Here is a 12,791-nt window from a genome sequence, read left to right as displayed (position 1 = left end):
TATACCGCTACGGCGGCTCATTTTGTCAATCGCACTTATCGTTTTCGTATCATCATAATCCCGTCTCGTACGGGTAACAGCACATTTTCCACGCGCGAATCGTTCTGAACTTTCTCATTAAAAGCCAGCACCGACTGAGTGTCAAGATCCGATGGTTTTACCAACTCAACAACCTTGCCACTCCATAATACATTATCGGCCAGCATGAACCCGCCAGGTCTCACCTTGTCGAAAATCAGATCGAAATAGGCCGAATTATTACGCTTATCGGCATCGATAAACACCAAATCAAACGTTTCGTTGAGCGTTGGAATTATATCCATTGCCAAACCGAGCCGAAAATCAATTTTATCATTCAGGGGTGATTTTTGCCAGTAAGATCGGGCAAAATCTTCGAGTTCCTCGTTATGATCGATTGTTATCAACAGGCCGTCATCCACTAATCCTTCGGCTAAACAAAGGGCTGAATAGCCAGTATACGTACCGATCTCGAGAATTCGACGCGGGCGTATCATCCACGAAATCATCGATAAAAAGCGGCCTTGCATATGCCCCGACAGCATTCGGGGGGCCATAATCTGAGCGCGGGTATTTCGGTTAAGCTGATACAACAACTCGCTTTCGGGCGAGGTCGACGCTTCCGCATACGCATTTATGTTGGCGGGCAAAAAATCCATTCGGCTATTTACCTGTAACTCCATTTGGGAGACAGGCAAGGGCTGGTTTCAGTAAAAGTAACGTATAGCTAGCATAAATCGGTAATCTAACTAGACTAAATCCGGTTTTTCGAGTCTATTAAAATAGTAACCGGTCCATCATTGAGTAAGGAGACCTTCATATCAGCCCCGAATGATCCGGTTTGGATTGGTTTGCCCAGATCAGCCTCTAATTGTGTAATCATCGCTTCATACAGGGGTATGGCTACGTCTGGGCGTGCGGCTTCAATAAAACTAGGGCGATTCCCTTTTTTGGTGCTGGCATGAAGCGTAAACTGGCTGATGAGTAAGATATCTCCATTAACAGCGGCTAAATCAAGATTCATTTTATCATCGGCATCATTGAAAATTCGCATACCAATTACTTTCCGGCTAAGCCAATCTACATCGTCGCGCGTATCGGCATGGGTAATACCCAGTAAAATTAAAAAGCCGGTTTCGATTTGGCCTTTAAGCTGATTATCAATACTAACCGAAGCGTGTGAAACGCGTTGAATAACTGCAATCATCGTAAAAAATAAGGCTGGTTCATGAGAACCGTTTACTAAAACAATATTTCCCTTTTACTGATACTCACTAGTTTTCGAGTACAGCGACTAAAACTGGTTAAACTTATTGAGAACGCCATGGAATCGGATAGTATAGAAAGCTTGAAAGGGTAAATACCTTCAATTAAAGTTATGTAGAGTTATTTAGTAACTAACTTTACAAACTAATTCATTAAAAACTCTCTAACTTGCGCGCTCTAATCAAAATAGAGGATTTTTAATTTTCGTTTTATCTACTCGTTTTACGTGATTAACTAAATTTTTAAAATCCTCTTTAAACTTTACACTAAAGTAGATGTCATAGCTGGGTTATGTACGATCAACTCGCTTCGACAGACAAAAAAATGAGCAGAAAATTACTGATATTGCTAGTTATACTAGGAGCTTTTACTCTATTTATTGGGTGTTCCTTAGCCCTTATTCAGTGGATACAGAGCTATATGAATGGTGTATATAGCCACACCACCACCGAAGCTTTATTGGGAACAACAGCCTTAGTACTTTATATTTATTTCGGTATTCGATTTTTCAATCGGCACTTTAGTTCTTTACGATAAACTTAGCACATAGCCACTTATTTTTAGTCCATATCCTGTTCTTATAGGCTCTGACTTATAGCAAATTGCCAGTAGTTCAACACATGGTTTGTATTTACTCTAAACTAGCTTTTTTAGGCAAATTCTTACTGTAAATACATGAATAGTGAGAGCCCCAGCTCGTTATCTATAATCACGGCAATAGCTTATTGCTCAGCCACAGGATTACATTAGCTCGATTCCATCAGTCGACCCTTTATTGGCTCATCCCCCATTCAACATTGGTAAGAAAGTTAACCTGACAATGAGCTGGCGCTACATGTGCTGGTTCAAACTATACCCACACAGGAGAGTGCATGATAGAAGACCAAAAGAGTTTTGTAATATTTGTTAACTCTATATTCTTTTACCAACTTATTTATGCTTACCTCCTCCCCCCGTACACTACTGCTTCTGGTATTGTTAGGTAGTAGTCTTACCCTTCAGGCCCAGCCTGGTGCGCCAAAAGCCAATGACTCCACCACACCGCTACACCTGCTACAACCTGATTACCCGGTGCCGTATGGCCAGCCTAAAATCGAAGACGTAACTGGTGTAATTCGCCGGATCTATACTTATCTGGATGCCAATACGCCTACACAGCTCATTGACAGGGAGACGAAGAAAAACATCCCTTCAGGGGGTGTATTCAACCCGAATGCCATTTTTAAACCCGGCGATTTTCGGCTCATCAGCTATGAATGGGGGGTTACCTATGCAGGTATGTTGCTAGCCAGTGAGGCCACCGGCGACGCCCGCTATGCCGACTATACCAATAAACGGCTCCAGTTTATTGCGGACCAGCTTCCGTACTTCCGGGCACAGGTTCTGGCTGATCCTAAGGCGAATACACCCATGCGCTCGGTACTGGCACCGCACGCGCTCGATGATGCCGGAGCCATGTGTGCCGCTATGATCAAAGCGAGCCGGGCAGGAGGCATAAAAACGGATCTGCGGCCCATGATCGATAACTATATAAACTACATACAGACGAAAGAATTTCGCTTAGCCGATGGCACCCTAGCCCGTAATCGTCCGCAACCGAATACGCTCTGGCTCGACGATTTGTTTATGAGCGTTCCGGCGCTGGCGCAGATGGGCAAACTCACTGGCGACAACAAGTACTACGATGAGGCCGTTAAACAGGTTACCCAATTTGCCAAACGGATGTTTAATACCCAAAAAGGGCTGTATATGCATGGATGGGTTGAGGGGATGACGGTACATCCAGAGTTTCACTGGGGCCGTGCCAATGGCTGGGGGATTCTGACTGCGGTTGAATTGCTGGACGTGTTACCGGAAAACCACCCCGGCCGACCCGCTATTCTGGAGTTGCTCCGAGCTCATGCTAGAGGCTTAGCCGCCCAACAGTCTGGTTCGGGTTTCTGGCACCAGCTACTCGATCGCAACGATTCGTATCTGGAAACATCCGCTACGGCCATTTATGTGTATTCATTCGCACGAGCTATTAATAAAGGCTGGCTCGATCCGCTAGCCTACGCACCAGCTACTTTATTGGGCTGGAATGCCGTAGCGACCAAGGTTACTCAGGCAGGGCAGGTTGAAGGCGTTTGTGTAGGTACTGGTATGGGTTTCGATCCGGCGTTTTACTACCACCGGCCTATTAATCCATATGCAGCACACGGGTATGGACCAGCACTGTTAGCGGGTGCTGAGGTGATTAACCTGCTGAAGAAATATCCGTTTGAAATCAATGACAGTTCACTGCAATTGACGCAAAAGAAATAAGTACAACCTAATCAGTTCGTGCGAAACAGCTCAGCAGCAGCATAATGCACTAAACAGGACCTGGCTACTCCTGAATATACCTGACAATAGTTATTTGGAAATCAAGCAGGTGAGTTCAGGAGAGTTAGCCAAAAAAAACGGGCGTATATTTGTACAATACGTTTTATCATAGGTTTGTTATAGGATAAGCCCACCAGATATCTGATGGGCTTATTTAGTGTACCAGGCTAACTAATTAGATTTTTACAGCTTGCCGGGCGAGTAGCTTCCAGTTTCCTTTCTGCTTGATCCACACCTGTAGCACGCTTAGTTTCACTTGACCTGGCTTACCATTATCAAGTGTTTCTCCCATCAATTTATGACGTACCAGCGCCGTGTTATCCGTGACCGAAATCGTTTGATCAACTAGCTCGATACTAACAAAGTCGGATGTACCGCTTGTAAGGGCTTCTACAAAAGCCGCTTTATCCTCTATTTTTCCACTTGAGTGCCCATAACTTAATTCATCGGCGGCAATGGCTTCTAACTTGGCTTTGTCGGGCGAAATCATCAGCAAACGTAGTTGCTCAACAGCCTGGCCAACAGCTGTCTGATCTTTTGTTTGATTAAAACTACCTGTGAATGAGAGACTACAAAAAGCAATAAGTGTAAGCGCAACAATTTTTGTGTACATGATTAGAACGTATTTCTTGGTTTCGTTAGAATTGCCTTACCTAGGCAACCATACTTTGAAAACGCAAAAATCGAAATTTTTTACCGTAGTGTTAACTGAAAGTTATTTTGTAGTACATAGAAGTTGACTACAGGCCTGCTAACAGCATATTATAACCTAAAACTCTCCTTCTCCCGGCTCTTTCATTTTCTTTTTAGCCTGGTGAAGTCGGTAATTGAACGTTAGGTTAATCTGACGTAACCGTCCCTGCGAGCTGCTTTCTGTATAAAAATTAGCGCCTTCAGTAATGGATCGGTACCGCCGGGAATTAAATACATCGAGTACATTAAGTACCAGCGTGCCGTTGTTGTTGAGAATATCCTTACTGACAGATAAGTCTAACGTAGCGATGGCCTGCCGGGTCCCCTGGGGTGTTTTCTGCGGAGCCTCGTAGTTGCCCCGCATCTGAAAATCGGTGTTTTTCCAGAGGGTAAACCGAGATGTCATCCGGGTGAACCAACTGTACGTATCGCTTTGATAGCTTGCATCCAAATTGCCGCCATTCGTGATAGCCCGAAAGAAATTGACACTGCCATCAAGTTTCCACCATTTGTAGAGCGCATACGAACCAGCAAACTCGGCCCCGTAGGAGTCTTCGGTAGCTAAGTTTTCGGGGCGGGTCGTTGAAAATCCCTGATCATTTACCCGCCGAATCCGGATAATTTTCCCAGTGGTGTAACGATAATAAATCGACGAGCTAATCGATCCTTTTTCAACGTATTTGATATGGCCGAGTTCAAAGGCATCTGTAAATTCAGGATTCAGATCAGGATTTCCACTGAAGAAATTCCGGCTATCGCTAAAGGTCATGAACGGACTCAAATCATTGTACTGCGGCCGTCGGACCCGGCGGCTATAACTAATTTGTAAGGCGTGCTGGCTAGGCAGATCGTAGGTGGCATGGATACTCGGAAACAGATTGGCATAACTTCGGGGATTCACATCGTTGGTTTGTTTCAGGGTGGTCGTCACGGCCGTCCACTCGGCCCGAACCCCCAACTGATAGGAAAACTTACGAATCTTGTTGCCTACAATTCCGTAAAGCGCATTGATCTTTTCTTCGTACAAAAAATTATTGGTCAGGTTCGGCAATTGAAACCAGCTTCCATCGGCATTTTGCTGAATAACGGTGTAATCGTTGGTCATATTCCGTGTGCTGCTACGGAGCCCACCTTCCAGCTTCCCATCTTTTTTAAAAGGCCGAACGTAGTCCACCTGCACTAAAAGCTGCTTCTCGGTTTCATCATTGATAGCCCGTTGCAGCGTGTTAGGAATTCCGGAAACAGCGCCCGTTGGCAACAGCGTTTGCTGAGCAAAATACTGGTCCGACTTTTCCCAGTTATCCAGATACCGAACGTCGGCGGTAAGCTCGTGACCTTCGCGGGCAAAGGTTTTTTTATAACTCACAACATACTCCGAATTGGGTTCAGTTTCAGTCTCGTCCTGGGTTCGATTTGTAATCGTTTGTAATACACTTGTGTTGGGCCGGTAATCCAGGTACTGAATGTCGGAAAAGCGTTTACCCTTGCTCAATCGCCAGGTGTACGAGGCCGTCAGAATACTTTTGGGGTTAAAGAAATAGTCGATACCGGCCCGGGCATTATTATTTTGCCCTTTTAACTGGCTGGTCGAGCTTTGCCGGTACGCAAAGGTTGTATCGTTACTATACACTTCCTGATAGAGTGAACTTCTGCCGGGGGTATTTCGGTACGATGCGGTATAATTGATGAAGAAATTCAGGTTTTTGCGTCGATAGTTGACGTTGGCGGCCGCTCCGAAATTAGCCGGATTCCCCGTGATAATATCGAATGAGCCATTGAAGCCTTCTTTACGCTCTTTTTTCAGGACAATATTGATAATACCACCCATGCCTTCGGCTTCGTACCGGGCCGATGGGTTCGTAATTACCTCAACCCGCTCAACCATACTTCCCTGTAATTGTTGAAGCCCACTCCCACCCTTCAGGCTCACCAGTCCAGAAGGCTTACCGTCAATCAGTATACGGACACTGTTACTTCCGCGCAAGCTAACATTACCATCCCCATCAACCGCCACCGACGGAATGTTTTTCAGGATATCGGAGGCCGTACCTCCCGCGTTCGCCAGATCTTTGCCTACATTGAAAATTCGCTTGTCCAGCGATAACTCCATCTGGCTTTTTTCACCTTTTACGGTTACTTCATCCAGTTTTTTTGCGCTGGATTTAAGCACAGGGGTGCCAATTTGTATATCCTGATTAGCGGCCTTAATATCAGGAATTGTCTTATCCTGATAGGATAATGCCGTCACTTTCAGATAATAACTGCCGGGTTTGGTCTGAAGGGCAAATTTTCCGGCTTCATCTGACACGACACCGGTTACCAGAACCGACCCAGCGGCCTGGTACAACGCAACCGAAGCAAAGGGAATTGGCTTATTAGCCTCATCGACAAAGGCGCCCCGAATCCAAATCTGCTGCTCTGATTTACTAGGCTGGGCGAAGGCCAGTGCGGGAACGACAAAAAGAAGAAGTACGAACAATCGTATACGAACCTGATACATAGTTGAGTAAACCAGCCTGACAAACATAGTTAAATCAGGCTGGTAGAGGAAGATTAAAACCGTAACGACTACATAAAGAGGCCAACGCCTGTCATCTACCAGTTCTTTTCTGATTTTTCTGGCTGATACGAATTATGTAGTGGTTATGAATGGCCAATTTTAATGAGCTCTAAAAATAGGTGAGCAGCCGGCTCAATCAGGTTATCGTTGAAATCGTAATTGTTGTTGTGAAGGGCGGGCGAATCTTCTCCGTTACCAATACCAAACATAGCGCCGGGATACTGTTGGGTAAACAACCCGAAATCTTCACCCCATTTAAAAGGTTCCTGTTTTTCGATAAATGGATAGCCGAGTTTTTGCGCACTTTCCTTGATTTGACTGAACGCCTGAGGATCATTTTCGTTGGCGAAAAACGCTTCTGTATAGGCAGTTTCAACGTTGATGCCACTTCCGGTAGAGAGCTCCGCCAGTAAGTCCAAAAGCTGAGTTCTTAGCAATTCCATCCGTTTCGCATTTCGGGTTCTGAGCGTTAGATGCACCTCTCCGTAACCTGCCGATATGCCATAGGACTTCTCACCCATAGTAGTGTAAATCGGGGTTATCAGCGCAAACGCTTCGGATTGAGGCTCCGGATTCTGTATCTGTTTCGTTTGCAGCATAAAATCCGCCAGTACATAGGCTGGATTGAGACCCTTCTCGGGTTCTGCAGAATGCGACACCTTTCCGGTAAACGAGACAAGCATGCTGAGAACGGATGAGGTAAACGACCCTGGTTTACACACAATCGTACCTTCCTGATAACCGGGCAAATTATGCAGCGCAAAGACCCGGTCGGGGCGAAGTGCCGCAAAGGCAGGGTCGTTCAGAACCGCTTCGGCTCCTTTTCCCGTTTCTTCGGCGGGTTGAAAAAGCAAATACACCCTGCCGGTTGAAACAGGCTTTTCGGCTAATAAAGAAGCTAATCGGGCGAGGATGGCAGCATGACCATCATGTCCACACTTGTGCGAAACGCCCTTGTTCTGTGATTTGTGGTCAACTAGATTAACCTCCTGAATAGGTAACGCATCAATATCAGCCCGGATTAACGTAACGGCCCCTGTTTCATCCTGACCGTATTGCAGCAACAAACCCGTTCCGCCCACTTCGCGGATGGAAACTGGATTAAACTGGCTGACAAAGGCCTTTATACGTTTCTGAGTCTCAACCTCCTGCCCCGAAACTTCAGGAAACCGGTGAAGCTCGTGCCTGAATTGAGTAAAGAAATCTGGAATTTGTGAAGACATAGGTTATGGATTAGTGTGAGGTCTAGATTACCTCCAATATCCTAGATAAGATTAGGTTTTAACCACAGAGAACAAAGAGACTTTAATGTTGTTTTTTTCTGTGTTCTCTGTGCCGTAACGACGGGCCGCTCTGTGGTTAAAATTTTTTACGCCATTACTTAGATTATCTTTCTCTGGACTCGTTTCACATCTTAAGCCATTCTTTAAAACTAGCTGGCTGGCGATCTATACAGCTATAATAGGCAGCCAAAACACTGTTGATAAGGAGGCAAATCAGTACCGTTGCTACCTGGCCTTTTCCACTTTTCATCGGAATAACCATAGCGAACATCACTCCCCAAACAATCATCATGAGGATGCCGACTATTACTTTCTTGAATTTCGCCATAGTGATTATTTGTTGCTGGCGCAGGTAAATACCTACGCCAGATTCCATTATCTACTGCCTGAATACTTAGCGGGTTCGCTGTTCTTGGGTGTGCTTTTCTGGATGAATTTCCGAAGCCGCTCGTTGCTCGTAGCCAGGTCTTCTTTGCGGAGGTACATCATGTGGCCACTCCGGTAGCCTTCCCACTCCATCCGGTCTTTTAACTTGCCGCCAGCATCCAGTTGCCACAGGTTGTATTTGGCATTGAAATAGTCGCAGGCACCATCATAATAGCCCGATTGCACCAGCAAGTGCAAATAGGGGTTCTGGGCCATAGCCTGTCGAAGATTTTCACCGGTATGGTTGTTCGTATTGTCCCAGGGGAATGTAGGGCCGAACATGTAGTATTTCAGGTCGGTTTTGTAATTGAGTTCTTCACGCATGAACAGGTTGATGGCGGGCGTAAACGAGTGCAGCCAGGACGTCAGTTCCGCGTTGTATTCAGGGCCAATACCAGCATCTTTACTGTCGATACCCAGGTAGCGTGAATCCAGGCGGCCAACTGTCTGGCCTTTACTCCGAAGCAGTTCTTTCCAGAAAAAGTTAGTAGGTATATCCAGATTCTGTTGTAGCACCGCCGTTTCCGACAAGCCCGAATACCGCGCTACTTTGGCTGCTATCTCCTTCCGTTTTTGGTCACTTAGCGAACCCCCTAACGCGAGGGCTGGCAGGTATTCCTGAATGGCAAAGGCTTCGACCTCGGGCAGAAAATCCGTCAAATCCTTCTTTTGTAAATCAGCCGATAGCGCCTTATGATACCAGGCTGTAGCGGCAAAATAAGGCAATTTCAATACGCCCTGGGCCGGACCATCCCGCTCGATGCCCAAGCCCGTTGGCGACACTAAAATGACCCCGTTCAGGTACATCCAGTGAGCGTTCTGTAACTCCAGCGCCAGCCCCGACACTCGAGCCGTGCCGTAGCTTTCACCAATCAGGTATTTGGGTGACGACCACCGGTTGTACCGACTCACAAATGTATTGATCCAGTCGGCCAGATACTTGATATCGGCATTGACGCCAAAGAACAATTTCGCCGACGGAACATCTTTATTGACAGGGCGCGAAAATCCGGTGTTGACCGGATCAACATACACAATATCGGCCACGTCCAGTATTGAGTGAGGGTTGTCTTTGATGCCATAGGGCTGAACGGGGTAGCCTTCATCATCAACTTTCAGAATACGCGGGCCCGTATAGCCAATCATCATCCAGACCGATGCGGTACCGGGGCCGCCGTTGAACGAAATGACGAGTGGGCGGGATGTTCGATCGGTTACATCGGAGCGCTCGAAGTAGGTAAAAAAGACGCCCGCAACCGGTTTGCCTTCTTCATCCCAAACCGGAATGGTACCGGCCGTTGCTTTATAGGGAACCCGCTGCCCTTTAATTGTGACCTGTCCGTTGGTAACAACCTGATAGTCAATGTTTAAGGTACGGGATAAAGAAGACGGCTTTTCGTCTTTGGGAGGTTGCTTTTCGGCAGTAACTGGTTTCTGTGCGAATGAGCTGGTAATAAAGAGGTAACAGGTAAGCCAAACTAAGGAAATTTGTTTCATGGATATGACGTGATTGACGAGTGCACGGGTAAAAGACAAACAGACAAAATGCCCTTTTTGATCGAAGATAAGGAGAATAGAAGAAAAGTTTTTCAAGCGAGTAGACCTGAACAAAGTAAAAGTTGTACTTAACCGAATTGATGCACTATTGGCCTGTAACTTTCCGTATTTTAGCCCATTAGCCTACTCAAACTACTTCATGAAACAAATCTTCCTGCTTCTGCTGATGGCCAGTTATGGCGCTTCGGCTCAGTCGCTGTCGAAACCCGAAACGGCTGTTATTGCCACCGTAAAAAAGCAACTACCCGAAACCGAAGCCTTTCTGGAAAAAGTCGTCAATATCAACAGCGGGACTCTGAATAAAGAAGGTGTTCGGCAGGTTGGAAAATTGATGTCTGACGAGTTTGATAAGCTTGGCTTCAAAACCGAATGGGTCACGTTGCCTGACTCGCTCAACCGGGCAGGGCATCTGGTTGCCACCCGGCAGGGAAAGAAAGGAAAAAAGCTCTTCCTGATTGGCCATCTGGACACGGTGTTTGAAAAGAGCTTACCCATGGAACCCTTCACCCGAATCAACGACTCCACCGCATCCGGGCAAGGTGTTGCCGATATGAAAGGGGGCGACGTGGTGGTCATTGCCGCTCTCAAAGCCTTACACGCCCAAAAACTGCTCGACGATACGTCCATCACCATTTACTTTACAGGTGACGAAGAGAGTTCGGGCGGCTCAGAAAGTCGGCGAGATTTCATTGAACGGGCGAGAAAATGTGATATAGCCCTGGCTTTTGAAACGGCACAAGGACTGAGTAGTGTTACAACAGGTCGGCGGGGTTCGAGCGGCTGGACGCTGAATGTAAAAGCCCGCACAGGCCACTCATCCCGAATTTTTAGTGACCTGGGCTATGGAGCTATTTATGAAGCGGTTCGGATTCTGAATGAGTTCCGGCGGACGCTGGGACAGGAGCAATACTTAACGTTCAACCCTGGCCTGATTGTGGGTGGTTCGGAGGTACATTACGATGAAAAAACAGCCAAAGCCGAAACGATTGGCAAAACGAATATTGTGGCGGGCACGGCATTGGTTAAAGGTGATCTGCGTTTCCTAACCGAAACCCAGAAAGAAAACGCCCGGGCCAAAATGCGCGAAATCGTTGATAAAAGCCTGCCACTTACCAAAGCCACCATTTCGTTTATCGATGGCATTCCGGGTATGGAGCCTTCCGCTACCAATGATGACTTACGAAAGCAAGTAGACAAACTCAGTAAGGATATGGGTCTTGGACCCGTAAGCGCCTTTGATCCGGGTGCACGGGGCGCTGGCGATGTATCGTTTGTGGCCCAATATATGCCGTGTCTGGATGGTTTAGGTGCATCGGGAAAGGGAACACACAGCATCGAAGAAACGATGAATACCAAAGAGTTTCCGCTATTGATTCAGCGAGCAGCTTTGTTCATTTATCGGCTGACGAGGTAGGAGTTTGCCCGCGGCAGATACAACGATTGTCGTGGGCAGTTCGCTGGGGGGTACCTAACGCAGTACGTGCTGGCTACCTATCCACAACGGGTTAACAAGGCCGTTCTGGGTAATACGTTTCCGAAGAACGATGTCTACGAAGAAACGAATAAAACGAAGGTTGCCGTTGCGTCCTGGTTACCGGAATGGCTGGTGATGACGAGCTTACGACAAAACTTGATTGACGTTGTTATTCCTGCATCCGAAAACACCCAGTAGCCAAAGCGCAACTGCTCGAAAATACCTACGGACGTATGTCGAAAGCCCAGTTTTTAGCTCGTTATCACTGCGTGATTGATAAATTTCAGCCCATCGACGGGAAGCAAACGTCGATTTCCTTACTGATCCTGGAGTCAGACAATGACCCACTGGTTTCGGTTGATTTACGCACGAATTTGAAACAGTATTATACGTCGGCACAGGTGCCTACTTTTCATAACAAAGGGCATTTCCCCTGCCTGAATGTTAAGGATGACTACAACACCGTGTTGAGGGAATTTTTGTCAAACTAGTTTTAACCACAGAATAGTTAAAACTAGTTTATTATAGTCTCATTATCAATCCATTTAACTTACATTTCTCATGAAGTATCTTCTCCTTTTTCTGCTTGTTTTCAGTGTCAGCCTTTCGGTATCAGGGCAGCACAAACAGATTGTAAAGCCCCGAAAAGCACCCGCTATGCCGTACCCGTTCAGTATGGGGGTTGTCAGCAACGGCCTTTTATTTGTATCGGGTCAGGTGGGCACCGACCCGCAAACCAGCAAAGTAGTTTCGGGTGGCGTTGAAGCCGAAACGGCGCAAACCATCCAGAATATAAAAAGCATTCTGGAAGATGCTGGCGCTTCGCTCGATGACGTCGTGAGCGTAACGGTCTATTTGAGCAATATGGACGACTTCGCCAAGATGAACACCGTGTATAAGCAATTCTTCAAGGAAGGGGCCTATCCCGCCCGAACAACTATAGGCGTGGCCAAACTGGTATTCGGAGCCAGTGTTGAAATGACCATGACTGCTGCCATGCCTCAAGGGAAGAAATAAGGAATTAAGTGAGGTTGAGAGGATTTGTAATCTATACATAAAACTCAAGAGTAGTTTTTGTCATCTCGACGTAAGGAGAGATCTCAACTTCACTTACTTGAGATCTCTCCTTACGTCGAGATGACAAAAACTA

12 protein-coding genes are annotated in these 12,791 nt (G+C 46.5%); 5 read left to right on the top strand and 7 right to left on the bottom strand.

Annotated elements, in window-relative coordinates:
* Nucleotides 1–35 precede the first annotated feature (35 nt).
* Both ACYVGO_RS31645 and dtd read right to left on the bottom strand, forming a co-directional pair.
* Entirely contained in the window at nucleotides 36–677 is a 642-nt protein-coding gene (locus ACYVGO_RS31645; protein ID WP_460972818.1) for an O-methyltransferase, read from the bottom strand.
* 95 nt (nucleotides 678–772) lie between these two features.
* Nucleotides 773–1,225 carry a D-aminoacyl-tRNA deacylase gene (gene dtd, locus ACYVGO_RS31640; RefSeq protein WP_460972741.1) on the bottom strand — a complete coding sequence of 151 codons (453 nt, stop codon included), beginning with the start codon at nucleotides 1,223–1,225 and terminating at the stop codon, nucleotides 773–775.
* 995 nt (nucleotides 1,226–2,220) lie between these two features.
* On the opposite strand from dtd, the gene ACYVGO_RS31635 reads away from it, so the two are divergent.
* Entirely contained in the window at nucleotides 2,221–3,588 is a 1,368-nt protein-coding gene (locus ACYVGO_RS31635; protein ID WP_460972740.1) for a glycoside hydrolase family 88/105 protein, read from the top strand.
* 235 nt (nucleotides 3,589–3,823) lie between these two features.
* On the opposite strand, the gene ACYVGO_RS31630 is transcribed toward ACYVGO_RS31635, so the two are convergent.
* The 5 genes from ACYVGO_RS31630 to ACYVGO_RS31610 all read right to left on the bottom strand — a co-directional run bounded on the left by ACYVGO_RS31630 (nucleotide 3,824) and on the right by ACYVGO_RS31610 (nucleotide 10,107).
* On the bottom strand, nucleotides 3,824–4,261 hold the full coding sequence (locus ACYVGO_RS31630) for a nuclear transport factor 2 family protein (protein WP_460972739.1): 438 nt from the start codon (nucleotides 4,259–4,261) through the stop codon (nucleotides 3,824–3,826).
* A 156-nt stretch (nucleotides 4,262–4,417) separates the two neighbouring features.
* Nucleotides 4,418–6,841, bottom strand: coding sequence for a TonB-dependent receptor (locus ACYVGO_RS31625; protein ID WP_460972738.1), 2,424 nt, complete (start codon nucleotides 6,839–6,841; stop codon nucleotides 4,418–4,420).
* Nucleotides 6,842–6,984: 143 nt separating this feature from the next.
* A complete protein-coding gene (locus ACYVGO_RS31620) occupies nucleotides 6,985–8,124 on the bottom strand; it encodes an amidohydrolase (protein ID WP_460972737.1) in 1,140 nt (379 codons plus the stop codon).
* Nucleotides 8,125–8,308: 184 nt separating this feature from the next.
* Nucleotides 8,309–8,560 (bottom strand): hypothetical protein, encoded by a 252-nt coding sequence (locus tag ACYVGO_RS31615; RefSeq protein ID WP_460972736.1) that lies wholly within the window; start codon nucleotides 8,558–8,560, stop codon nucleotides 8,309–8,311.
* Nucleotides 8,560–10,107 (bottom strand): S10 family peptidase, encoded by a 1,548-nt coding sequence (locus ACYVGO_RS31610; RefSeq protein WP_460972735.1) that lies wholly within the window; start codon nucleotides 10,105–10,107, stop codon nucleotides 8,560–8,562. The genes ACYVGO_RS31615 and ACYVGO_RS31610 overlap by 1 nt, the downstream gene beginning before the upstream one ends.
* A 199-nt stretch (nucleotides 10,108–10,306) precedes the next feature.
* Here ACYVGO_RS31610 and ACYVGO_RS31605 point away from each other — a divergent pair, with 199 nt between their 5' ends.
* The 4 genes from ACYVGO_RS31605 (at nucleotide 10,307) to ACYVGO_RS31590 (ending at nucleotide 12,658) form a co-directional block, all read left to right on the top strand.
* Nucleotides 10,307–11,581 carry a M20/M25/M40 family metallo-hydrolase gene (locus ACYVGO_RS31605; RefSeq protein WP_460972734.1) on the top strand — a complete coding sequence of 425 codons (1,275 nt, stop codon included), beginning with the start codon at nucleotides 10,307–10,309 and terminating at the stop codon, nucleotides 11,579–11,581.
* Between the two features lie 66 nt (nucleotides 11,582–11,647).
* Entirely contained in the window at nucleotides 11,648–11,839 is a 192-nt protein-coding gene (locus tag ACYVGO_RS31600) for a hypothetical protein (RefSeq protein WP_460972733.1), read from the top strand.
* Nucleotides 11,840–11,874: 35 nt separating this feature from the next.
* On the top strand, nucleotides 11,875–12,132 hold the full coding sequence (locus ACYVGO_RS31595; RefSeq protein WP_460972732.1) for an alpha/beta fold hydrolase: 258 nt from the start codon (nucleotides 11,875–11,877) through the stop codon (nucleotides 12,130–12,132).
* A gap of 70 nt (nucleotides 12,133–12,202) precedes the next feature.
* A complete protein-coding gene (locus ACYVGO_RS31590; RefSeq protein WP_460972731.1) occupies nucleotides 12,203–12,658 on the top strand; it encodes a RidA family protein in 456 nt (151 codons plus the stop codon).
* Nucleotides 12,659–12,791 lie beyond the last annotated feature (133 nt).

The sequence above is a fragment of the Spirosoma migulaei genome, from assembly GCF_054776855.1.
Note: the sequence above shows the minus strand (reverse complement) of the source record. Positions and strands in the feature narration are given on the sequence as shown.